Raw genomic sequence first — 23,485 nt, 5'->3', positions numbered from 1 at the left:
CGACCTTCGGCCGAATGGCCACCAGTTCCGTGGCGGACCTGCCGGGCGGGCCGCGGGGCTACCTCGTCCTGGTCGCCCTGGCTCACGGCGAGCCCCCGTCCCAGCTCGCCCTCGCACAGCAGGTAAACCTCGACCGCACCGTCATGACATACCTGCTCGACGATCTCGAGGCCCGCCAGATGATCACGCGCAGGCCCGATCCGCGGGACCGACGGGCCCGCCAGGTCCTGATCACCGACGAAGGACGCGCCCACCTCGAGCGCGCTCAACACGGCCTCTCCCTCGCCGAGGCACGCCTGCTCGCCGACCTCGACGAGGACGACGCCAACCACCTCCGCCGTCTCCTCATGCGAGTGGCCCAGACGGCTCAGCGCGAGGCGCTCATCCCGGACAACGACTGCTGAACCCCACCCGACCGGCGGGCGTGTGTCAGCTATGGGGCCTCTTCGCTCAACGCATATAGAGTCATCGCAGGTGCGCGCCGGGATGACTTTCAGCGTGCGTTGAGCGAATTGGGTGATGTGATGTCGGATACGCCGATCAACACCAGGGCGCAGCGCCGCGCCCGTACGCGTTCGGCCATCCTGGATGCCGCCCGGCAGGAGTTCTCCAAGTCCGGCTACCAGAAGGCCACGATCAGGGCGGTGGCCGGACGGGCGGGGTGCGATCCCTCACTGGTCATGCAGCACTTCGGCAGCAAGCAGGAACTGTTCCGGGCCGCGGTGCAGCTGAATCTGGACATGGCGGCGGTGGCAGCCGGACCGGCTGAGGGATTGAGCGAGCGGATGATCCGCGCGGTGTTGGAGGCGATGGACGAACAGCCGGAGGCGACCGCCTCCACCTTTCGCTCCATGCTCACCCACGACGAGAGCGCCGAGGAGGCGTTGAAACTCTTCAACGTAACGGCCATCGCCCAGCACAGCCGCGTTTCGGGTGCATCCGACGGCGAATCGAGCGAGCTGCGTGGCCAGCTGGTGGGCGCGCTGACGCTGGGTGTCGCCATCACGCGTTATGTACTGAAGGCCTCCGCCGTCGAGCATGCCAGCGTCGATGACCTCGTCACCCATCTGCGTCCGGCCGTCGAGGTACTGCTGCCGGAATCAGCACTGAAGGGCCATCAGAAAGCCGACTGAGGCCTCGCCTCGCCCGTCCTCCAGCCGCGAGGCGGCGGGCAGCGCCGCCCTGAGATATCAGAGACGGCTGTGACGGGTGCGGCCGACGCGCATGTCGCCCTGCGGCCGACCATATGATCCACCGCCCGTATCAGGCGTGACCGACCACAACGCCGGACAGGCCAGCGACCAGAGGCCCGCCGGGCACCCCGAGCGGCTTTCGGGCCGGGCCCGGCGGTCGTACGCAATGAGCGACTCAAGCCGCCGCGGTCCGAACGGAACCCGCCGAGGCGCACCCGCCGGGGAGCTGGATCGAGACCAGCGGGGAGGGGATCCGGCCCTCCCCGCTCGCCGCACACCACTGCGGCCACCGGCGTGCCCGCGCGGATCAAGTCCGGCGTCAGGGCGTTCAGTTGGGCACCGGGGGCCTGCTTGGTGAACCGCATCGCCGCTCCGTACCTGACCAAGGGTCATCCCATGGCCGTTCGCCCTCCCAGAGCCGAGAGTCCAGGCAACGCCACCCGCCTCCGCACGGTGTTCCACGTCACCCCGCCAACTTACTCAACAATCATTGAGCGACCAGCCCGCGCACCCCTATGATCACTCCACGAGCGTTGAGCGAATGGCTCCACAGCCGTCCCCCGCACTCCAGGGAGAACATCCATGAAGATGAACAAGCGGGCAAAACTGGGCATCGTCTCCGCCGCCACCGCAGCCATGGTCGGCATGGCGGCCCTGCCCGCCGCCCAGGCCGCGCCCCAATCGCGCAAGGCAGCCAACATCACCACCGGCAAGGGGATACCGGCAGCCTTCGACCCCTCGACCGGCCTCGCCGCCCAACCCCCCACCAGCGGCAAGACCTGGACCGACTCGATCTACGTCAACAGCGAAGTGAAGGCCGGCGGTCACGACTTCGGCATTCACGTCATCACGCTGCGTCAGCCCAACGTCGATCAGTACTCGCTCTCGGTCGTCGTGACGGACAAGACGAGCGGGTGGTACAAGAGGTACGACGTCCCGATCGCCAAGAACGACTACCACTGGAGCACCACCGGGCTGGACATCAAGATGCCCGGCCTGACCTGGAAGGGCAACGCGCAGCGCATGTCACTGCAGGCCACCACCCCGCGGGGCGGCCTCGACATCAAGCTCGTTCCCAAGGGCCCGGCCCTGAACTACGCGGGGACCGGCACCTGGTCGATGCTGGGTGACACACAGTACGAATTCGCCCTGCCGTCGATGCGGACCAACGGCACCCTCACGCTGAACGGAAAGACCCAGAAGATCTCCGGAGAGAGCTGGCTGGACCGGCAGTGGGGCGAAACCCCCGTGGACGATCCCACCATGCGCTGGACCTGGATGAGCGTCCGTCTGCCGAACAACGACACGCTCGCCCTCTGGGACGCCGTGAACAGCAAGAGCGAGAACTCCTGGGCCACCGTCCTGCATCCGGACGGCTCCTACGACCTGGCGGCGGTCAAGCCCCTGGCCGACGGCGTGAACAGGACCTGGACCAGCGCCAAGACCGGCAAGACCTATGCCACCGGCTGGCATGTCGAGATCCCCTCGCTGAAGACCCGTCTCACCGTCCGCGTCAACGGCCCCGAGGACCAGAAGGCCGCGGACAAGGCCGGCAACGGCGTCTACGAGGCACCCGCTGTCTATACCGGGGTCTACGAAGGCCAGAAGGTCACCGGCACGAACTACACCGAGCAGGTGGGCGACTGGAGGCGCTGACCACGTCCTGGACGGCTGGCGCACTAGTCCTCCCACGCGGAACACGCCAGTTCACATCTCGCTACCGGCGCTTTGCGTCACCCGGGGTCAGCAGGCCGTCCATCACCAGTGCGGCCAGGGCCTCCGCCTTGGCGAGACGGTCCGCCTGCGTCATGTGCTCGTAGCCGCCCACGCGCCGGGCGAGCGGCTCCTGCACCAGTCCCGACACGGGAGTGACGATGGCGAAGAACACGATGTCGATCGAGACCCGTGCCATGCGCCCGGATGCCATCAGCCTCTCGATGCTGGGCGTGACGAGGGCCAGCGTCGGTTCGATGTAGCTCTGGTAGAGGTAGTCCAGCCGCTCGGTGTCCCGCGCGGATTCGTCCGCCATCAGCATGGCCAGGTACGGCTCGCCGATGGTGGTGCGGTAGAACTCCCTGACGAACTGCCGCACCACGTCCTCGTCGTCGCTCCCCGGGGCGGCCGGCACCATGCGGGTGATCTGAGCCCCCAGGGCAGCATCCACCACCGCACGCCAGTAGGCCGCCTTGGAACCGTAGCGGTCGTTGATGAAGGTCGGGCCGACCCCGAGACGGCGTGCGAACTCCCGCGCGGACGCCCGGTCGTATCCCAGCTCCGCGAACGCCTCTAGGCCCCGCTGCAGCACGTCCGGCGCAGAGGGCATCTCGGCGGAATCCGCGCCGGGACGCCCCGGGCGTCGGGTGGTGGTCGGCTTGCCTCCCACGTGTCCTCCTCAGTCGGCTCTGCGGGCGGGTGCCCGTCAATCGCACCAGCGTATCCGCCCCTGTCGGTACGGCTGAGCACCGTCCCAGGTCGGCGCCGGTCCCGGATCCGACGCAGCGGCCCCTGCCCGGAGACCGGCTTGACACGGGCCACCATATCAATAATCCTACGGGTGTTGGATATTTCTTTCGGGCGGTCGGCACGAAGCGCCCGAAGACAGACGCCGCCCGCCAACGAGCCGGCGCAGCGCCCATCCGACGTCAGCGGATTTCCCTTCCGCCCACAACTGCAACCTTCGAGAGTACGAAACCGTTTCGTACGTTCATGCCATCCGTGCAGGACATCTGCACAAGGAGTCATCATGCGCAAGACCACTGTCGGCGCGACCACCGTCACCGCCGCACTCATCGCCTCGCTCGCCCTCGTCTCGGGAGGAACGGCCACCGCGACCACAGCCTCCGGGCAGACCGCGGCGCACAGCACCACCTCCGGGAAGGGGCTGAACCAGACCAGCCTCCCGGTCGCCGTCGACCCCGCCGCCGACCTCACCGCCAACCCCGACCGGGTCAACGAGTCCTGGTATGTGACCGCACACGTGACCGCCGGGGGTCACCACTACGGATTCCTGGCCCACTACCTGAGCGCCGGTGACGCCAAGCAGGGGCGAGCCTCCTCAGCTGTGTCGATCACCGATGAGGACACCGGCTGGTACACCAGGTCGGAGGCCATCCTCCCGGCTCGGGCAGGCCTGTCCGACAAGCAGGGCGTGGACATCCACACCGACAACATCAGCTGGACCGGCGACATCAAGGAGCAGAAGCTGCACGCCAAGGTCCCCGAGGGGACCATCGACGTCACCTTCCTGCCGCAGGGCAACGTTCTCTACAACATGGGGACGGGCTACTTCCCCATGTTCGGCGACGCCAAATACCCGAACTACGAGTACGCGCTCCCCACCATGGCCACCTCCGGCACACTGACGCTCAACGGCCGCACCGACAAGGTCCGCGGAGAGTCCTGGCTGGACCGCCAGTGGGGGCCCCTTCCCGACATCGCCGCAGGCGAAGCCTCATGGGGCTGGATGAACCTCAACCTGTCCAACGGTGACAAGGTCAGCCTCTGGAAGACGGAGGACAGCAAGGAGAACAGCTGGGCGACCGTCCTCAAGCCCGACGGCACCCAGACCGTCGCCGAGGCGACCCTCACACCCGACAACTCCACCCTCTGGACCAGCCCCACCACCGGCAAGAAGTACCCCACCCGCTGGAAGGTCACCATCCCCGGCGAGCACGCCAAGCTCAACGTCAAGACCTACACCAACGACCAGGAGCTGGTGATCACCGGCCCCCGCTACGAAGGCGGCGCCGCCGTCACCGGCACCTACGACCACCGCCCGGTCAAGGGCACCACCTACATCGAGGTCGCGCCCTCGAAGTAGTCCTGACCTCCGTCTGACCGCACGAGCCGCATCGTCGGTGATCTCGGCGCCGCCCCTCAGGGGCCGGCGTCGAGATCGAGCAGCAGCTCGCTTGTGCGCACGGCGAGGTCACGACCCCCTGGTCGGCCGAACTCGTGGTCCATGTGCGAAGAGTCGCGTCTCGATGTGGCCGACCGCGCGTCCCACGGCGTCGGCCACATCACGGACCCGTGCCGTCGGCATCCTACTGATCGGGGCCGCGACTCCCACGCTGCCGATCGGCTGCCCGAACAGGTCGCGGATCGGCATGCCCACCCCGGCGACGCCGACCGTGATCTGGTCCTCGATGTGGGCGAAGCCCTGGCGTCGGGTCCGGGCGATGAGCTCGTCGAGAGTTTGTTCGGTGATTCCCCAGTCGTGCTCGATCTGCTCCACGACGTCGCGCAGCACGTCATCGCGTTCCGGCTGCTCGATGGCCGCGAGGATGGCGAGACCTGCGGCTCCCACACCGAGCGGACGGCGGCTGCCGATGCGCAGGGTTACGACCTGGATGGGCGCCGGGCCGCTCTCGACTTCGAGACAGACCGCTTCCGAGCCGCTGCGCATCATCAGGAAGACGGTGTCACCCAGTTCGGTCGCGAGGGTGATCAGCGCGGGACGGCTCCGGCCCCGGATGTCGAACTGCTGGGCGGCGGCGACACCGAGCTCGAAGGCGAGCGGTCCGAGGGAGTACATGCCGTCGGGTGAGTCCTGGTGCACCAGATGAGCTTCGCGGAGCTGGCTCAGGACTCGGTGGGCGGACGAGTGGGGCAGGCCGCACCGCTCGGCGATCTGGGTCAGCGCGAGTCCGCCGGGCCCGGCGCTCGCGAGAGCCTTCAGTACGACGACTCCACGCTTGAGCGAGCCCACGGTCCCTGTCTGCGGCATGGTCCGGATAGTGGATCCGATGGACAACGGAAGTCAAGGACCGTCCATGCATCAGCCCGGTAACCACGGCAGAAGTAAAAGAATTTCCATTCCGATAAACGGAAACCCGCCATGACAGCGCGTGCGAGCGGACTCTTCAATGGGCCCATACCCGACCGACTGGGGAAGGACCACACAGTGAAGCTGGGCAGTTTGGTTGAAGGAGGCCGTGACGGCACTCTCGTCGTCCTCGATCGCACCCTGACCCGTGCCGTACCGGCGACCGGAATCGCGTCGACGCTCCAGGCCGCGCTCGAGAACTGGACCGAGGTGGAGGAGCCGCTGCGGAAGCTGAGCGAGGCCCTCGACGGGGACGGCGTCACCGGCGCCCTGCTTGTCGCCGATCTCGAGATGGCGAGTCCGCTTCCCAGGAACCACCAGTTCCTCGACGGCTCCGGCTACCTCGACCACATGCGCAAGGCGCGGGCCGCCCGAGGCGCGGAAATGCCGCCGAACTGGGAGACGGAGCCCCTGATGTACCAGGGCCTGTCCGACCGTTTCCTCAAGGCGCGGGACAAGATGGTGATCCCCGACGAGGATCTCGGCCTCGACTACGAGGCCGAGCTCGCGGTCGTGCTCGACGACGTCCCGATGGGCACCACCGCCGAGGAGGCGGCGGCCCACATCAAGCTGTTCGTCCTGCTCAACGACTACACGCTGCGGACCCTGACGCAGAGCGAGCTTCCCAAGGGCTTCGGGTTCCTCCAGGCGAAGCCGACCAGTGGGTTCGCCGTCGCGGCGGTGACCCCCGACGAGCTCGGCGGCAAGTGGGACGGCGAGCGCCTCCACCTGCGGGTGCGGACCAGCCGCAACGGATCGATCATCGGCGAACCCGACTCGGGCACCGGCATGTACTTCACCTACCCGCAGTTCATCGCCCACGCCGCTCGAACGCGCGACCTCGCCGCCGGCACCATCCTCGGCGCGGGCGCTGTCTCCAACGAGGACGCCGAGAACGGGCACGGTTGTCTCGCCGAGGTGCGCATCTGGGAGAGCGCGACCTACGGCGCCGTACGCACCCCCTGGCTCCTTCATGGCGACGTGCTCGAAATGGAGGCCTTCGCCGACGGAGAGTCGGTCTTCGGCCCGCTCGAGCACCGCATCACGGCGCTGAACAAGACGGGCGAGCCCGCGGGCGAGCCGCGATGAAACGGTACGACGCTGTGATCGCGGGCATGGGCCCGACCGGGGTCACTCTCGCCAACCTCCTCGCGCGCAGAGGGTGGAGGGTCCTGATCGCGGACCCCGCGCACGAGGTCTATCCGCTGCCCGGGCGATCACCGCCGACCACGAGGTGATGAGAACCTTCCAGGCCATCGGCATCGCCGATGAGGTCGCACAGGAGTGCGTCCCTCATCCGGGATCGGACTACCTCGGTGTCGACGGCGGGCTCATCAAGACGTTCTACCCGGCTCCGCCTCCGCACCCGCTGGGCTGGGAAGCCAACTTCCTCTTCTACCAGCCGCGGCTCGAAGCCCGGTTGAGGCGGGAGCTGGAGCGCTACCCGTATGTCGAACAACGACCAGGGACCTCCCTGGTCGGCGCGGCCGAGAACGCGGACTCCGTCGTGGTCGTCCTGGACCGTGACGGAGAGACGGAACAGGTCGAGGCGGACTTCCTGGTCGGCTGCGACGGCGCGAGGAGCCGGACCCGCTCACTCGTCCAACCCACGATCACCGATCTCGACTTCGACGAGTGGTGGGTGATCGTCGACGCCGAGCTCGTCGCCGACACCGACCTTCCCTCCAGGGCCACGCAGTACTGCCGACCCTCCCGGCCTGGCACCTTCATCATCGGCCCCGGCTCGCTCCGGCGCTGGGAGATCAAGGTGCTTCCGTCGGAGGACCCCCAGGACTTCAAAGACGATGCCGTGCTGAGAAAGGTCCTGTCCCATTTCGTCGATGTCGACGCTCTCGAGATCGCGCGGGTCGCCGTCTACCGGTTCCACGCCCTGGTCGTCGACAACTGGCGGCGCGGACGAATCCTGCTCGCCGGCGACGCGGCCCATCAGATGCCGCCGTTTCTCGGGCAAGGCATGTGCGCCGGAATCCGGGACGCGGCCGGGCTCGCCTGGAAACTCGACGCCGTCGCCAAGCGCGGCTGGCCCGAACACGTCCTGGACACCTACGAGGCCGAAATGCGTCCGCACGTCGCTGAGGTCGTCGGTCTCGCGAAGTCGTTCGGCGAGATCATCGGCGAACTCGATCCGGAACGCGCAAGGGCTCGGGACACCCGGCTCCGTGAGGCACGCCGACTGCGTCCGGACCCCACCCGGCAGCAGGTCATCCCGCCGCTGTCGGCAGGGCTGATCGCGCCGCCGCCGAACGTGGCGGCCGGCACCCAGTTCCCTCAGCCGTGGGTGAAGGACGCGAGCGGTGACCGGGTCCGCCTCGACGAGGTGCTGGGTGACTGGTTCGCCGTCGTAAGCATCGAGAACGACGACGAGTCCGACCCGGGCCAGGGCGACGGCTCAGGGCGGTTCTTCGAGAGCGCGTGCCGAGCACTCGGTGCCCGACACGTGACCGTCAGGACATCGACCGGCGGAGAGAACGGCCGTAAGGCCAGTGCCAGGGACTCGGAGGTGGTCGACCTCGACGGCACCCTCGTGGACTGGGCCTCCCGTCTTGGGATCTCCTGGGCGATCGTCCGGCCGGACCGTTACGTCTACGGCACGGCCACCTCTCAAGGCGCAGCCCTCGGACTCGTGGAGGAGCTGTGCCTGCAAGGAGAGACGCTCGCGTCCGAGCCGGTCGTCGAACGGCGCTGAGCACTCCGCTGGAAGAACGGTGACAAACCTGCGGGGCCGGTGGGGGACGGCCGCCCCCACGCGGCGGAGCCGCACATCGTGAAAGGAACCGACATGGCTGTCATCAACCCCACCGCCACCGAGGCGCTGCACGATCTGCTGTCCGACGGGATGACCCTGGCCGTAGGCGGGTTCGGCCTGAGCGGCATCCCGGAGGACCTGATCGCGGCGGTCCGCGCGTCGGGCGTCCGGGATCTCACCGTCATCTCCAACAACATGGGGGTGGACGGGATCGGCCTCGGCGTGCTCATCGAGGGCGGTCAGGTCCGCAAGGTCATCGCCTCCTACGTGGGTGAGAACAAGCTCTTCGCGCAGCAGTACCTCGACGGAGTGCTGGAGGTGGAGTTCAACCCCCAGGGCACCCTGGCCGAACGGCTCCGAGCGGGCGGCGCCGGAATCCCCGCCTTCTACACCCGCACAGGGGTCGGCACCGAGGTCGCGGCGGGCAAGAAGACCGAGGTCTTCGACGGCGTCGAGTACGTGCTCGAACGGGGTCTGGTCGCCGACCTCGCCCTGGTGCGCGCCCACCGCGCGGACACCACCGGCAACCTCGTCTACCGCTTCACCGCCCGCAACTTCAACCCGGTCGTCGCGACAGCCGGCCGGGTCACCGTGGCCGAGGTCGACGAGGTCGTCGACGAGGGCGCCATCCATCCGGACCACGTCGTCACGCCGAGCATCTACGTCCAGCGCGTCGTACGGACGTCGAGCCGGGTCAAGCACATCGAACAACGCACCACGCGACAGCGCACCGAGACGCCCGCGTGCGCGCAAGCCGCGCAATGAGAAGAGCCGCGTGCGAAGAAGAGGAGCAGTCATGACATGGTCCCGCGACGAGATGGCCGCCATCGCCGCCTCGGAGCTGAAAGACGGTGCCTACGTCAACCTCGGCATCGGCATCCCCACCCTGGTCGCCAACCACCTCCCCGAGGGCGTGAAGGTCACCCTCCAGAGCGAGAACGGCCTCCTGGGCATGGGCCCGTTCCCCTACGAGGGGGACGAGGACGCCGACCTGATCAACGCGGGCAAGCAGACCGTCACCGTGCTGCCCGGCGGCAGCGTCTTCGACTCGGCCGCCTCCTTCGCGATGATCCGCGGCGGGCACGTCGACCTCACGATCCTGGGAGCCATGCAGGTGTCGGGATCCGGAGACCTCGCCAACTGGAGCATCCCGGGATCCGTCGTCAAGGGCATGGGCGGGGCCATGGATCTGGTCGCCGGGGCTCGCCGTGTGATCGCCCTGACGACCCACCGCGCCAAGGACGGATCCTCCAAGGTCGTCCGCGAGTGCACCCTCCCGCTGACCGGTGTCGGCGTCGTGGACCGTGTCATCACCGACCTCGCCGTCTTCGACGTCGTCGAGGGAAACCTCGTGCTGGCGCGTACCGCCCCCGGGGTGACGGTCGACGAGCTCCGTGCCGTCACCGAGGCCGAGTTCACCGTCGGCTCCGCGTACGAGGCGGCTGCCTGATGACTCTCGCCCAGACCTTCGGAACCGACCTCGTCATCTCCGGCTGGGGGCACACGCGCTTCGGCTCACTGCGCGACCAGTCTCTCGAAGACCTCGTCATCGCAGCCGCCCGCGACGCGATCGCCGCCGCGGGGATCGACGCCGGGGACGTCGACGAGATCTGGCTCGGCCAGTTCAACTCGGGCCTGTGGCCGCTGGCCTTCGCCTCGTCCCTGGCCCTCCAGATCTCCGACGACCTGTTCGGCGTACCCGCCACCCGGGTCGAGAACGCCTGCGCCTCCGGCTCGGCGGCCGTCCACGGCGGTGTCAAGTCCCTCCTCGCGGGCACCGCCCGGACGGTCCTGGTGATCGGCGCCGAGAAGATGTCCCACGCCCCGGCGGAGCAGGTCGGCGCCGCCTTGCTCGGGGCCGACTACGAACTCGCCGGCCAGGAATCCCGCACCGGTTTCGCCGGTCTGTTCGCCAAGGTCGCCGAGGCCTATCAGCAGCGGTACGGCGACCTGGGCGACGTTCTCGGGCAGATCGCCGCGAAGAACCACCGCAACGGCCTGGCCAATCCGTGGGCCCACCTCCACAAGGAGCTCACCCCCGAGTTCTGCGCCACGACGTCACCCAAGAACCCCGTCGTCGCCGGTCCGTTGCGGCGCACCGACTGCTCGCCGGTCTCCGACGGCGCGGCGGCCCTCGTCCTCACGACCCGGCCGAGTGGCAGTGCGGCCCAGAGCCCGGTCCGGCTGATCGGCTTCGGCCAGGCGAACGACTTCCTGCCCGCCGGCAAACGCGACCCGGTCGAGTTCGCCGGCAGCGCCGCCGCCTGGAACCGCGCGAAAGGCATGGCCGGCGTGGAGCTCGGCGACCTCGACCTGATCGAGTTGCACGACTGCTTCACCATCGCCGAGCTGGTGATGTACGAGGTGCTCGGAATCGCACCCCGCGGCAAGGGGCGCGTCGCGCTCGACGAGGGCACCGTCTTCCGGGCGGCAGTCTGCCGGTGAACCTCTCGGGCGGGTTGAAGAGCAAGGGCCACCCGGTCGGCGCCACCGGGGTCTCCCAGCACGTGATGGCCGCGATGCAACTGTCCGGCACCGCAGGTGACATGCAACTGCCGGGAGCCCGTCGCGCCGCCGTGCACAACATGGGCGGGCTCGCGGTGGCCAACTACGTCAGCGTCCTGGAGGCGACCTGAGCCCGTCCCAGGTCCCCAACACCCAACGGAGTTACTCATGACCACAGTTGACAGGTCACTCACCGACATCACCGGACCGGCTTCCGCGCGCGACCTCGCGTATCTCTCGGGTTTCGGCAACCAGCACGTCACCGAAGCCGTCCCGGGGGCCCTTCCGCAGGGCCGCAACAGCCCGCAGAAGGCACCGCTGGGGCTCTACTCCGAGCAGCTGAGCGGCACCTCGTTCACCGCGCCGCGCCAGGACAACCTGCGCACGTGGGTCTACCGCATCCGACCGTCCGCGAAGCACTCCCCGTTCCGGCAGGTCGATGCCGGCGGCCTGGCCGCGAGCCCGATCGCGAACGCCGCTCCCTCCCCCAACCGCCTGCGGTGGGACCCCTACGAATTCCCCGCCGAGCCGAAGACGTTCGTCGAGTCGCTGTTCACCATCGGCGGCAACGGCGATGTGCGCGCGCAGTTGGGCGTCGCCATCCACATGTACGCCGCGGCCAGGTCGATGGACCGCGAGTACTTCGTCAACAGCGACGGCGAGATGCTGATCGTCCCGCAGCAGGGTGGTCTGCGCGTCGCCACGGAACTCGGCGTCCTCGCGGTCTCCCCCGGCGAGATCCTCGTCGTCCCCCGCGGCCTCCGCTTCAAGGTGGAGCTGCCCGACGGCGTGGCCCGCGGATACGCCCTGGAGAACTACGGCCAGATCTTCAGGCTGCCCGAACTCGGCCCGATCGGCGCCAACGGCCTGGCCAACCACCGGGACTTCCTGTACCCGACGGCGGCCTTCGAGGACCGGGACGAGGAGGTGCGGGTCTTCAACAAGTACCTCGGCAACCTGTGGGTCTCCCACTACGACCACTCCCCCCTCGACGTCGTCGGCTGGCACGGCAGCCTCGCGCCCTACAAGTACGACCTGAGCAACTTCATGGTGATCGGCACGATCTCCTTCGACCATCCGGACCCGTCGATCTACACCGTGCTGACCTCGCCCAGCGGAATCCCCGGGACGGCGAACGCCGACTTCGCGATCTTCCCCGACCGCTGGCTCGTCGCCGAGAACACCTTCCGTCCGCCGTGGTTCCACCGCAACGTCATGAGCGAGTTCGTGGGGCTCGTGCACGGCACCTACGACGCGAAGGCCGAGGGCTTCCTCCCCGGCGGGGCCAGCCTGCACAACTGCTTCGCCTCGCACGGCCCCGACCGTGAGACCTACGAGACCGCCAGCACGGCGGAGCTCAAGCCTCGCAAGATCGACAACGGTCTCACGTTCCTGTTCGAGACCCGACTGCCCGTCATCCCGACCGCCGCCGCCCTCGCGCTGCCGACGCTCCAGGACGACTACGACGCGGTCTGGGACGGCCTCCAGCGTCACTTCGAGGACTGACACCGCCGTACGACATCCGTTTCCGGCCCGCGTCCCTTGGCGGGCCGGAGGCGTTCGTGAAGTGACCAGCTCGGGACGCACAGTCAGCGTCACACTTGACACTTCAGATCGCAATTGAAATATTTACGTAAGGTAATTTAAACATGTCTCAATGGGCCTATGAGGCCTCTGTGAGAGAAAGTTGGCCCCATGACATCCGCATCCGCAAAGTACGGTTCCGCCTTCGCCGAAGGCGTCGCCCAAGCCGACGGTCACCCCATCCGGTACTTCCGCGCCGGCTCCGGCGACACCCTCGTCGTGATCCACAGCGCCGTCGGTATCCGCTTCACCCCCATGCTCGACCGCCTCGCCGAGCAGTACGACGTCATCCTCTTCGCACTGCCCGGCTGGGGCGACGAGCCCGACGACGGCCGCGACCTGACACTCACGGAACTGGCCGACACCGTCCACCAGGCGACCCAGGACCTCGGACTCAAGAGCTTCCACCTGCTCGGAAGCACGCTGGGCGGCGACGTCGCCCTCAACGTCGCCCTCGATCACCCGGAACGGGTGGCCTCTCTCGTCCTCGACACGCCGGGCACGTTCCACGAAGGGGCCGACCCCTCACCGGGGAACGGCACACCTGAGGAAGCCCTTGCCAAGGTTCGCGTCCACCCCGAGCGGGAGCCGGTCTTCGTACCGCCTCACCCCGACTCCCAGGCCCGGATGTTCGCGTTGATCTCCAGGCTCCAGGGAGCGAACCCCGACTACTCGAAGCAGATCGCCGAACGTCTGCCTGAACTTTCCGTTCGCACGCTGGTGGTGTTCGGCGAGAAGGACGGCTTGATCCCGCCCCGGAACGGACGCACTTTCGCCCGCCTCATCCCGACTGCAGCTTCGTCCTCCTGCACGATGCCGCGCACGACGTGCAGGGCGACCGCGCCGAGGATCTGGGCGCCCTAGTGGCCGACTTCCTCGCTCACGGACCGGACTTCCAGCTTCCCCCGGACGCCACCCTCGTCACCCCTTGAGTCACGCCGTAGCGCCATGAAAGTGGGCGGTCAGTTCGGGATCCCGAGCTGACCGCCCATTTCGCGCGACTAGTGCCTCGCGGTCACAGACCAGGAGGCATGGCAACAAGTGCCGTTCCCATCCACTGCAACTCCGGCGGCGCGCCGACGAGTTCATGTCCGATGTCCGCCAGCTGGCTGCGGCTGATCACCGCGTGCTGACAACCGGAGATGGCGTCGCGGATGACGCGCTGAAGCGTTCCGGCGCGCAGTGCGGTGCCTCCGCCCTTGTTGAACGCCCACAGGGCTACGTCCCGGCAGACGTCGTGCATGTGCACGCTGGCTCCGGCGAGCAGACTGGTCTGCCGGCGGCTGAGGGGCTCCCCGCTCGCCACCGAGGCGTCGACCTCGGCGAACACTTCGGCCCCGAGTGCGCGTGCGGAGCGGTAGGCCAGTTCGAAGTCCGCGTACTCGGTGCGGAAGACCGGGTTGTCCGCGAGCCGGGTCGCTCCGGGCTTGGGATCACGGTTCGCGAAGGCGGCGAGCTCGTCGAGGAGTCGACGGGTGGTGCCGGACGCCCACGTCTGGCGCCCGAGGTGAACCATTGCCAGCATGCCTGCGGCCAGGCGAGGAGACATCGGGACGGCGTGGTGATCCGGAACGAAGTAGTCGGTCACGGTGAAGTCGACGGAGCCGGTGCCGCGGAGCCCGATCGTGTCCCAGTTGCCCCGGAGGGTGGTCGCCGAGGCCGGTACGAGAAATATGACCGGCGGGCCGGGGACGGGCTGGTCGCCGTCGAAGACCAGGGAGTTGCACAGCACATAGTCCGCGTTCGGGAGCCCGCTGCAGTACGAGTAGGACGCGGTGAGCCGGTAGCCGCCCTCGACCCGGACGGCGCGTCCGCCGGGGTAGGCGGTCGCGGAGAAGTTCGGCACCCCGTCGGCCAGAAGTGTTTTCTCGACGGCTTTGTCGAAGAAGGCCGTGAGGTAGCCGACGCCCGCGAAGATTCCTCCCGTCCAGCTGATCGACCCGTCGATGTAGGCGAAGCGTTCGAGGACCTGAGCCGAGTCGCTGGGAGACAACGCCAGGCCGCCCAGGTCCTTGCTGACATACATCCAGCCGAGGCCGCTGTCTCGCAGCAACTCCACCGTGCGTTCCGTGAGCTTGCCCGCGTCGTCGCAGGCCGGGCCTTCGGCCTGGAGGTCGTCGGCCATCGCGTCCAGGGTGGCGAGCAGTCGGTCGCGGCCGGCGGCGGAGTCGGTGCCTGTCACATCGGCCAGGTCAGTAGTGGTGGTCATGGGAACCTCGATCCTTGAGAACGGTGCTGTCAGGGCGAGGGCCGCGGGAGCGGTCCTCCTGTGCTCGGCTCGGCCGAACCTTTCTGTGATGCGAGCGTTACGAAGGGAGCAGCACCAACCGCCCCCGCACCCCGCCCTCCGCGAACCGGGCGTGCGCCTTGGCCGCGTCCTCCAGGGCGTAGGTCCCGGCCACTCGGAGGGTCAGCGCTCCCTCGTCCGCGAGCCGGACCAGTTCGGCCAGGCTTGCCCCGTCGGCGTTCACCTCGACGGCATGGGTCCGCACGCCACGCTCCGCCGGCGGCACCAAGGGCGGCAGGAGGCCGACGTAGGCGCCGCCGTCGCGCACCCATGCGAGGGCCTGCTCACCGAGGACCGCCGCGTCCAGGACCGCGTCGACGCTCTTCGGCTCCCCGCTCGTGACGTGCGCCGCCCCCAGCGACCGTACGAACTCCTCGTCGCCCTCCCGCGCCTGGCCTGTCACCACGAGCCCGCGGCGGGCGGCGAGTTGCACGGCGTAGGCGCCGACCGCGCCCGCGGCGCCGGTCACCAGGACCGACTGTCCCTCCGTCAACTCCAGGAGATCCAGGGCCTGGAGCGCGGTCAGCGTGTTCAGCGGCAGGGTCGCGGCGTGCGCCCAGTCCACCGTCGTGGGCGCCTTGGCGACGGCGTCCGCGGGTACGACGACGTATTCGGCATGGGTGCCCAGCGGCTTGACCAGGCCGAAGAGGAGCGCAACGACGTTGTCTCCGACCTTCCAGTCACTCTGCTCGCCGACCGCGTCGATCGTCCCGGCGACGTCCCAGCCGAGCCCTATCCGCTGTCCCTCTCCCCCGTAGACCCCGGAACGGGCCGCGATGTCACACGGGTTCAACGCCGCCGCGGCCACCTTGATCCGCACCTCCCCCGCCCCCGGCTCGGGCACCTCGGTGTCCACGACCTCCACGACCTCGGGTCCGCCGAAGCTGTTCACTACTGCAGCACGCATGGCATGTCTCCTGAACTCATTGATCACTTGTCTGAAGCGGCGGTGGTCGTGGGGTGCTGCCAGGCCCGGAGTTCGGGCATGACGTGTTCGGCGAACAGGTCCATGGAGTGGTGGACCGCGGCCGTGTCCATGAACACCTGGCGGAAGGAAAGGGCGAGGTTCGTGTGTCGAGCCGACCTGACACTCTTGAGCAGCGATTCGGCGACCTGGTCGGGGGTGCCGACGTGGTACGGGATCAGTGGGTTGGCGGCCCAGTCACGCAGCTTCGCGGGTTCGGGCACGTCCGGTTTTCCACTGGTGACTCCCATCCCCACAAATTCGTGACCGGCGAGCCAGCTGAGCCAGTGATGGACCCCGCGGGCGGCCTCGGCCCAAGCCTGGTCCTCGTCCTCGGCGATGTGCACCATGGCCAGGAGCCCTGACCCGTGGTCGGCGGGGTTGTGCCCGTGGGCGCGCAGCTCGCTGTCGAACAGTTCCACGATCTGCGGACCGAACGCGGAGGCACCGGCGACGTTCAGTCCTCGGCGCGCGACACGCTTCACTCCGACAGGACCGCTGGCGGCGACCCAGACCGGCAGCTTCTCCTGCAACGGTTTGGTGGTCATCCGCACGTCGGGGAAGGTGAAGTACTTGCCCTGATGGCTGAACTCTTCCTCGGTGAAACACTTGAGGATGATGTCCAGCCCTTCGTAGAGGCGGCCTTGACGTTCGGCGGCGTCGACGTTGAAGGTGCGGAACTCCTCGTTGAACGACCCGGCGCCCACGGTGAGTTCGAATCGGCCCCCGGAGAGGATGTCGAGCGTGGCGGCCTCCTCGGCCACCAGGAGCGGATGCTGGAAGGGCAGCACGGTCAGGTAGGTGCCGATGCGGATCCGGCTCGTGCGGCCTGCGATCGCGGTCAGCACCGGGAACGGGCTGGGGGCCGCCTGATCCGACGAGAAGTGATGTTCACCGAACCAGACGTGGGTGAATCCGAGCTGCTCGGCGTATACCGCGTCGTCGATGTGCTCCTGGTAGATCTGCTGCAGGCTGCGCAGCTCCTCGGGGTGCCGACGAATGCCGGGCATGAAACCGACGTCCATGGCGGTCTCCCATCCGATACGAGTTGTCCAACGTCACGTGTGCGGGTGCTGGTGCTGGTGCTGGTGCGCGTAGTGCTGCCGCAGCAGGTCCTTGCCGTAGTCACCGCCGTTGGGGGTGCGCACGATGGTGTGCACGTGGTACGGCTCGGGTTCGTCGTTGTCTAGGAAGATGCCGGCGTGGTTGTCGTACTCGATCAGCACGACCGGACTGTGCACCCGGTAGTAGAAGGGCGCGTGGGGGTCCCACGTCCCGATCCACCCCAGGTGGGTGTCGCCGAGGAAGCGCTCGATCTGGTCGCGGCGGTGCGCACGAGGCTCCGGTGGCAGGTTCTCCAGGTAGGGGTCGGTGAGCGACAGCAGCAGCTCTCGCTGGCCCGGCGTCAGCAGGTCGCCCGCCAGACCGACGTAGGGGAGCACCCGGTTGTCCCGGCCCGCTGCCGCGCGGTGGCGGCCGTCGACGATGCCTGACAGCTCGGGCGGAAGGTCCGCGGACAGCATCGAGCCGTACAGCAGGGCCCGGTCGCGCTGCGCCGCGCTCAGGGACTCCATGAACTCCCGGGCGCGCTCGCGATGGTCGGAGAACACGGCCTCACCGCCGAACTCCACGCCCAGGAAGGTCGGTGTGAGCACCAACTGGCCGCCGATGAAGACCGCGTGGAGATCGATGTGGTGACCCGCCAGCTGCCAGCCCCACGGCTGCTGGAGCGAGGGCTCGCCGAACAGGGTGAACCGGTAGCAGTACTCGGTGAGTGTGTCCGGGTACTTGCCGACCAGCTTGCCCAGGTCGGCGTTGAGACGCATCGCCTCGCGCATCAGCGCGTAGCCCTCGGGGCTCACGGTGGCTTCGATCACCGACAGCGCCGCATCCTGCACGGGCCCGGGCAGCTCCTGCAGCAGCAGGCCGTGTTCGGGGAACGTAAGAAAGGCGTTGGACCACACCCGCCATTCGGTGGCGTCGACCGGCAGCACGCCGAGCGCCTGTTGCTCCGCCGTGAGCTGGTCCAGATAACCCCGTGCGTTGTGCACCGCCCGCTCTGTCGGTGCGCCCTCGTCGGCCAGGGTGAAGAGGTCGGTCAGGGGCTGCCCGTCGGTCGTGATCCCCACGAAGGGATCGCCGGCGGTCTCCCCCACCGGCGGCAGCTCCGCGCCCGCGACGAGCTTCATGATCGCCGCCACACCGTCGTCGTCGGAGAAGTCCACCGCGCCCCGCTTCAGCGCCAGGCGCTCCGGGCGCGGCCGGTACCCACCGTGCAGAGAGGTCATGACCGCCCCGCTCCGACCTGCTCGAAGACGGACTGCGGGCCGGTGGCGTCGTGGCCGTTTGCGCTGAAGTCGACACCGCTGTCCCAGGGCTTCACCGGTTCCGGCGCGGGCGAGAGAACCGCCAGATGCTTCTCCGTCACCGTGCCCGCGTTGTACTGCCGGTGCGGCACACCGGCCGGCAGTACCACCAGCGTGCGGGGGCCGACGACATGCTTCTCCAGCGCGATCTCGACGGTCAGTTCCCCCTCCAGCACCAGGTAGTACTGGTCGAAGGCATGGATGTGGGTGCCCGGGCCGGCCCCGCCGGGAGCGACTTCCATGTAGTTGACGACCGTGTGCCGAGCGCCGGTCGCCGGACTGGCCAGCGCCAGCATCCTGAGACCCGGCATCGCTTCGTCCAGGGCGTCGGGATCGACGCGCCGGGTGTATCCGGGGTTGTCGGTGCGGTGGGAGGCCGGTACGTCGTCGGGAGAGTCCACCATGTACGCCAGCTGGGCCATCGGCCCGGGAGCGGGGATCAGCATCTCGAAGTGGGTCTCGGCGCCCGGCCCGTCGTTCCAGTTGCGGTGTGCCAGCCCCGCCGGGATGAAGACGAGGGTGCCGGCATCGATGTGCTGGACCTCGTGCCCCAGTTGGACGTTCATGGTTCCCTCGACCAGGTAGTACAGCTGGTCGACGTGGTGGTAGTGCAGGCCGGGGCCGCAACCGCCTTCCTCGATATGGCTGTTGATCAGGATCGCGCTCTCCAGGTGGGAGAGGAACTGCGCGCGGTAGCCGGGGAACCCCGTGTCGATGGCCTGGTCCGGGTCGAAGGGGCGGATGTACTGCATGCGGGCGGGCGGTGTGACGGTCGGCATCGGCCTACTCCTGCGTCCTGGTGCGGGTCTCGTGGTGTGCGCGGCTCAGCGGGAGAAGGCGGCCTCGACATCCTGGGTGGTGACGATCTCGCCCAGCAGCGTGAAGGTGTCCAGGGCGGCCTGGTGCGTCTCGTCGTTGGCCGCCGAGCACGCGTCGGAGACGATGAGGGTGCGGTAGCCGTGGTTGACCGCCTCGCGGGCGGTGCCCTGGACGGCGTGGTCGGTGGCGACCCCGGAGAGGACGACGGTGTCGATGCCCTTGCCGCGCAGGATCCCGTTGAGGTCGGTGCCGTGAAAGCCGGTGAGACGGGTGTGGGTGATCGTCAACTCGCCGGGCTCGGGGGTGAGTTCCTCGATGAGATCAGCGCCGCGCGTTCCGTCGACGAGGGCCTTGCGCTCCTCCACCAGGGCCATCAGAGGACAGTTGATGATCAGATCGCTGTAGCCGGGCCGGAAGGCCGTCCGGATGTGGATCACGGAGGCTCCCGCGGCTCGGGCCGCCCGGGTGAGCCGCTGGTTCTTGGCGATGACGCCGTGCCGCTGTACTCCCTCGGCGAAGAACGGTCCGAAAGCACCCTCGGGTGTCACGATGTCGTACTGCCAGTGGATGTTGATGACGGCGGTACGGGCTGGATCGAAATCGGTCATGGTGTCCTCCGACTGGCAGGCCCGCGGGCGTCCGGTTGACCGCTGAGCAACCATGTTTCTGATCGCAACACGACAGCTCACAACTGTCAATAGAAATGTTTGTTTTCAAGACAGACATGTCTGTGTTACGTTCACATTGGCTTCCCAAGGGCGTCGCCGGACGGTTCGCGCATGGCCGCGGCACCGCTGGTCCGGCGGCGAGAGCCGATCCCAGGAAGTTGTCGCGCGACGACGTGGTCCCCGCCTGACCGGAAAAGGACTGCAGCAATGGCATGGACATCTCTACCGGCCTCACCGAGCGGCTCTGCCGAGAGTGGGGCGACCCTGGAAGCCGCACGCTTCCGCGACGTCCTCTCCGCGGTGCCCACCAGCGTTGTCGTGGTGACCGCCCTGGACGGCGGCGAGCCGGTCGGGCTGGCCGTCGGCACCTTCCTCTCGGTGTCGATGAACCCACCACTGGTCGGGTTTCTCCCCGCGGCGACGTCGAGCAGCTTCCCCCGCATACGACAGGCCGGCGCCTTCTGCGCGAATGTGCTGACCGTGAACCAGCAGCACGTCTCCCAGGCGTTCGCCACGAGTGGCGCCGACAAGTTCGCCGGCCTGTCCTGGCGTCCGGCGCCGGTGACCGGATCGCCCGTGCTGGAGGGCGTGGCCGCGTGGATCGACTGCCGGATCACGACCCAGCACGAGGCCGGGGACCACTTCATCGTCATCGGTGAGGTCGCCGATCTCGACGCCGCGCCGGAAGAGACACCGCTGGTGTTCCACCGTCGCCGCTACACGGGCGCCGTCGGGCCCACCGCGGCCTGAACGCCGTAGACCTCGCCGGATGTTCGCGGGACACAGGTCGCGGCCGACAGCGCGTGGCGGCCCACACACCGCAAGGAAGACCGCAGATGTTCGTCCGTATCACCGATGGCCCCGACCGGCCGGTCCCGACGGAGGACCCCGACGACTTCGGGCGGTCCCCCGCAGAAGTCGTCGGCCTCGACACGGCGCCGATACGCGCCGGCATCCAGGAGGAGAAGCACCAATGAAGCTGCTCACCTACCGCATCGGCGACAAGGTGTCGTTCGGCGTCCTCGCGGATGACGGCGTCATCGACGGCGCCGAGACACTCGGCGGAGAGGCCACCTCGATCCGAGAGCTCCTGGAACGCGATCTCACGGGGCGACTGGAGCGGCTCAGCGCGGGCCGCGCGGCCACCCACTCGCTGGCCGAGATCGAGTACCTCCCGCCGGTCCCGGACCCGGCGAAGATCCTTTGTGTGGGCGTCAATTACGTCGACCACCGCGAAGAGACGGGGCACGTCGACAAGCCCGAACACCCCACCTTCTTCAGCCGGTTCGCCGATACGCAGGTCGGACACGAACAGCCCGTCGTCCATCCGCCGAACACAAGGCAGTTGGACTACGAGGGAGAGGTCGCGATCGTCATCGGCCGTCATGTGTCGGTGATCGAGACGGACGCCGACGCCCGGGCGGCGATCGCGGGACTGTCGGCCTACAACGACCTGAGCGCACGGGACTGGCAGTTGCACAACAGCCAGTGGCTGCCCGGCAAGAACTTCCGCGGGGTCGGTTCCTTCGGTCCCCACCTGGTCACGCTGGACGAGTTCGACGACCTCGGATCGGTACGGCTCACCACCCGGGTCAACGGCGAGCTGCGGCAGGACGCCACGCTGGACCAGCTCGTCTTCGACTTCACGGCGATTCTGGGGTACGTCACCGGGTTCACCTCCCTGGCTCCCGGCGACGTGATCGCCACCGGAACGCCGGGCGGTATCGGACTGGCCGCGAAGCCGCCGCGTTTCCTCGCCCCCGGCGACGTGACCGAGATCGAGGTGTCGGGCGTCGGGGTCCTCCGGAACGAAGTCGTGGCGGCGTCCGAGGACTCACGGTGAACCGCCGTCCCTGGCTGGCCACGTACCCCGGTGATCTACCGAGGGAGATCGTCCCCGAGTCCGAGTCGATGCTCGAACTGTTCGCGAGCACCGTCTCCAGGTTCCCCGACAGAACCGCGATCGCCTACTTCGACGGCGCCGTGTCCTTCCGAGACCTCGACCAGCGCTCGGACGCCCTGGCGATCGCCCTGACGGAGGGCGGCTTCGCCGCCGGCGACCGGCTCGCGCTCTACACCCAGAACAACCCGGCGTTCGTGGTGGGCCTCCTCGCGGCCTGGAAAGCCGGGGGCGTCGCGGTTCTCGTCAACCCCATGAGCAAGGCGCGTGAACTGTCCCACCTGCTCAGGGACTCGGGCGCGACGGCCCTGCTGAGCCTTGACGATCTGTACGTATCGGTCGCGCGTGAGGTGCTCGACGGCGGGCAGACCGAGGTGCGGCAGGTCTTCGTGGCATCCGCGCGCGACGACCAGAAGCGCGATGACCAACGAGTCATCCCGGTGGCGCGAACACCCGCGATCCCCGGGGCCCTCCGGCTGACGGACGTGTGCGCCCGACACGACGACCGCAAGCCGGAACCGGTCGGCGTGGACGCTGAGAAACCGGCGGTCCTGACCTACACCTCCGGCACTACCGGCGTGCCGAAGGCGGCGATCAACACGCACGGCAACCTGGCCTTCAACACCCACACCTACCGCGAGTGGATGAAGCTGAGCCAGGACGACGTCGTCCTCGGTATCGCTCCGCTGTTTCACATCACGGGGCTCGTCGGGCACGTCTGCGTCTCGTTGGTGGTCGGCTCGGAACTCGTGCTCGCTCACCGCTTCGATGGCACGGTCGTCCTGGACGCGATCCGCGAGCACCGGCCGACGTTCACCGTCGGCGCCATCACCGCCTTCAACCATCTCTCCGGACTGCCCGGGGCGACCAAGGACGACTTCGCCTCGCTTCGGGCGGTCTACTCCGGCGGCGCACCGATCGCACCCCAGCTGCGCGACAAGATCCTGGCCCGCACCGGGATGGACATCCAAAACTGCTACGGGATGACCGAGACCACCTCGCCGACGCACGCCGTGCCGCTGGGGGTGGCGGCGCCCGTCGATCCCGGCACGGGCGCTCTGTCGATCGGCGTGCCCGTCTTCAACACGTCCGTGCGCGTCATCGACGACGACGGCACGGATGTGCTGCCGGGAGAGACCGGCGAACTCGTCGTCTCCGGTCCGCAGGTCACCCCCGGCTACTGGAACAAGCCGGAGGAGACGGCGGACAAGCTCGTCGACGGCGAGCTCCACACCGGTGACATGGGCCTGATGGACGAAGACGGCTGGTTCTACCTGGTCGGCCGGAAGAGCGACATGATCATCGCTTCCGGCTACAAGGTGTGGCCCCGGGAGGTGGAGGACGTCCTCCTCGGCCACCGCGCCGTCCGTGAGGCCGCGGTGATCGGCGTCCCGGACGAATACCGCGGCCAGACGGTCAAGGCGTTCGTGTCCCTGCAGCCCGGGCGGACGACCAGTCCGGACGCCCTCATCGTGTTCTGCAGGGATCGTATGGCGGCCTACAAATACCCCCGTGTCGTCGAGATCGTCGACGAACTGCCCAGGAGCCCGGCCGGCAAGATCCTGCGGCGCGAGCTGCGGTGAGGACCGAGAAGGAATGAGCAGACC

General features: G+C 68.3%; 22 protein-coding genes and 1 pseudogene. 15 read left to right on the top strand and 8 right to left on the bottom strand.

Annotation, left to right across the window (positions count from 1 at the left end; genetic code table 11):
* Positions 1-14 precede the first annotated feature (14 nt).
* From R2B38_RS44075 to R2B38_RS44065, 3 genes are all read left to right on the top strand, one after another.
* The gene (locus tag R2B38_RS44075; protein WP_318021441.1) at positions 15-404 is read left to right on the top strand and encodes a MarR family winged helix-turn-helix transcriptional regulator; all 390 of its coding nucleotides are present in this window, start codon (positions 15-17) and stop codon (positions 402-404) included.
* 120 nt (positions 405-524) lie between these two features.
* Positions 525-1,133: a TetR/AcrR family transcriptional regulator gene (locus tag R2B38_RS44070; RefSeq protein ID WP_318021440.1), complete on the top strand. Its 609-nt coding sequence runs from the start codon at positions 525-527 to the stop codon at positions 1,131-1,133.
* 642 nt (positions 1,134-1,775) lie between these two features.
* Complete coding sequence (locus R2B38_RS44065; RefSeq protein WP_318021439.1) at positions 1,776-2,849, top strand: lipocalin-like domain-containing protein; 1,074 nt, start codon at positions 1,776-1,778, stop codon at positions 2,847-2,849.
* Between the two features lie 61 nt (positions 2,850-2,910).
* Here the strand turns inward: R2B38_RS44065 and R2B38_RS44060 are convergent, their stop codons facing one another.
* Complete coding sequence (locus R2B38_RS44060) at positions 2,911-3,576, bottom strand: TetR/AcrR family transcriptional regulator (protein WP_318021438.1); 666 nt, start codon at positions 3,574-3,576, stop codon at positions 2,911-2,913.
* Positions 3,577-3,936: 360 nt separating this feature from the next.
* Here R2B38_RS44060 and R2B38_RS44055 point away from each other — a divergent pair, with 360 nt between their 5' ends.
* Positions 3,937-5,013, top strand: coding sequence for a lipocalin family protein (locus R2B38_RS44055; protein ID WP_318021437.1), 1,077 nt, complete (start codon positions 3,937-3,939; stop codon positions 5,011-5,013).
* 108 nt (positions 5,014-5,121) lie between these two features.
* Here R2B38_RS44055 and R2B38_RS44050 read toward each other — a convergent pair whose 3' ends face one another.
* Positions 5,122-5,919, bottom strand: coding sequence for an IclR family transcriptional regulator (locus tag R2B38_RS44050; protein WP_318021436.1), 798 nt, complete (start codon positions 5,917-5,919; stop codon positions 5,122-5,124).
* Between the two features lie 177 nt (positions 5,920-6,096).
* On the opposite strand from R2B38_RS44050, the gene R2B38_RS44045 reads away from it, so the two are divergent.
* The 7 genes and pseudogenes from R2B38_RS44045 to R2B38_RS44010 all read left to right on the top strand — a co-directional run bounded on the left by R2B38_RS44045 (position 6,097) and on the right by R2B38_RS44010 (position 13,738).
* A complete protein-coding gene (locus R2B38_RS44045; protein ID WP_318021435.1) occupies positions 6,097-7,107 on the top strand; it encodes a fumarylacetoacetate hydrolase family protein in 1,011 nt (336 codons plus the stop codon).
* Between the two features lie 73 nt (positions 7,108-7,180).
* Entirely contained in the window at positions 7,181-8,725 is a 1,545-nt protein-coding gene (locus R2B38_RS44040) for a bifunctional 3-(3-hydroxy-phenyl)propionate/3-hydroxycinnamic acid hydroxylase (RefSeq protein WP_318021434.1), read from the top strand.
* 93 nt (positions 8,726-8,818) lie between these two features.
* Positions 8,819-9,550, top strand: a complete 732-nt coding sequence (locus R2B38_RS44035; protein ID WP_318021433.1) for a CoA transferase subunit A — start codon at positions 8,819-8,821, stop codon at positions 9,548-9,550.
* Positions 9,551-9,581: 31 nt separating this feature from the next.
* The gene (locus R2B38_RS44030; protein WP_318021432.1) at positions 9,582-10,235 is read left to right on the top strand and encodes a CoA transferase subunit B; all 654 of its coding nucleotides are present in this window, start codon (positions 9,582-9,584) and stop codon (positions 10,233-10,235) included.
* Positions 10,235-11,421 (top strand): annotated as a pseudogene (locus R2B38_RS44025) (thiolase domain-containing protein). Before R2B38_RS44030 ends, R2B38_RS44025 begins: the two are co-directional and overlap by 1 nt.
* A 37-nt stretch (positions 11,422-11,458) precedes the next feature.
* A complete protein-coding gene (gene hmgA, locus R2B38_RS44015) occupies positions 11,459-12,796 on the top strand; it encodes a homogentisate 1,2-dioxygenase (RefSeq protein ID WP_318021429.1) in 1,338 nt (445 codons plus the stop codon).
* Between the two features lie 189 nt (positions 12,797-12,985).
* Positions 12,986-13,738, top strand: coding sequence for an alpha/beta hydrolase (locus R2B38_RS44010; RefSeq protein WP_318021428.1), 753 nt, complete (start codon positions 12,986-12,988; stop codon positions 13,736-13,738).
* Positions 13,739-13,889: 151 nt separating this feature from the next.
* Here the strand turns inward: R2B38_RS44010 and R2B38_RS44005 are convergent, their stop codons facing one another.
* From R2B38_RS44005 to R2B38_RS43980, 6 genes are all read right to left on the bottom strand, one after another.
* Positions 13,890-15,083, bottom strand: a complete 1,194-nt coding sequence (locus tag R2B38_RS44005; RefSeq protein WP_318021426.1) for a hypothetical protein — start codon at positions 15,081-15,083, stop codon at positions 13,890-13,892.
* Between the two features lie 97 nt (positions 15,084-15,180).
* Positions 15,181-16,068 (bottom strand): NADP-dependent oxidoreductase, encoded by an 888-nt coding sequence (locus tag R2B38_RS44000; RefSeq protein ID WP_318021425.1) that lies wholly within the window; start codon positions 16,066-16,068, stop codon positions 15,181-15,183.
* Positions 16,069-16,091: 23 nt separating this feature from the next.
* Complete coding sequence (locus tag R2B38_RS43995; protein WP_318021424.1) at positions 16,092-17,150, bottom strand: LLM class flavin-dependent oxidoreductase; 1,059 nt, start codon at positions 17,148-17,150, stop codon at positions 16,092-16,094.
* A 33-nt stretch (positions 17,151-17,183) separates the two neighbouring features.
* Positions 17,184-18,413, bottom strand: a complete 1,230-nt coding sequence (locus R2B38_RS43990; RefSeq protein ID WP_318021423.1) for a DUF3500 domain-containing protein — start codon at positions 18,411-18,413, stop codon at positions 17,184-17,186.
* Positions 18,410-19,270: a cupin domain-containing protein gene (locus R2B38_RS43985; protein ID WP_318021422.1), complete on the bottom strand. Its 861-nt coding sequence runs from the start codon at positions 19,268-19,270 to the stop codon at positions 18,410-18,412. The genes R2B38_RS43990 and R2B38_RS43985 overlap by 4 nt, the downstream gene beginning before the upstream one ends.
* A 45-nt stretch (positions 19,271-19,315) precedes the next feature.
* Positions 19,316-19,918: a cysteine hydrolase gene (locus R2B38_RS43980; protein WP_318021421.1), complete on the bottom strand. Its 603-nt coding sequence runs from the start codon at positions 19,916-19,918 to the stop codon at positions 19,316-19,318.
* A gap of 267 nt (positions 19,919-20,185) precedes the next feature.
* On the opposite strand from R2B38_RS43980, the gene R2B38_RS43975 reads away from it, so the two are divergent.
* The 4 genes from R2B38_RS43975 (at position 20,186) to R2B38_RS43960 (ending at position 23,461) form a co-directional block, all read left to right on the top strand.
* Positions 20,186-20,728, top strand: a complete 543-nt coding sequence (locus tag R2B38_RS43975) for a flavin reductase family protein (RefSeq protein ID WP_318021420.1) — start codon at positions 20,186-20,188, stop codon at positions 20,726-20,728.
* 86 nt (positions 20,729-20,814) lie between these two features.
* Positions 20,815-20,955: a hypothetical protein gene (locus R2B38_RS43970; protein ID WP_318021419.1), complete on the top strand. Its 141-nt coding sequence runs from the start codon at positions 20,815-20,817 to the stop codon at positions 20,953-20,955.
* Positions 20,952-21,821 (top strand): fumarylacetoacetate hydrolase family protein, encoded by an 870-nt coding sequence (locus R2B38_RS43965; protein WP_318021418.1) that lies wholly within the window; start codon positions 20,952-20,954, stop codon positions 21,819-21,821. Before R2B38_RS43970 ends, R2B38_RS43965 begins: the two co-directional genes overlap by 4 nt.
* A complete protein-coding gene (locus R2B38_RS43960) occupies positions 21,818-23,461 on the top strand; it encodes a class I adenylate-forming enzyme family protein (RefSeq protein WP_318021417.1) in 1,644 nt (547 codons plus the stop codon). Before R2B38_RS43965 ends, R2B38_RS43960 begins: the two co-directional genes overlap by 4 nt.
* Positions 23,462-23,485: the final 24 nt, after the last annotated feature.

It is taken from the genome of Streptomyces sp. N50 (assembly GCF_033335955.1).
In the GTDB taxonomy this organism is placed as follows: Bacteria; Actinomycetota; Actinomycetes; order Streptomycetales; family Streptomycetaceae; genus Streptomyces.
This window is presented reverse-complemented; position numbering and strand designations above follow the sequence as displayed.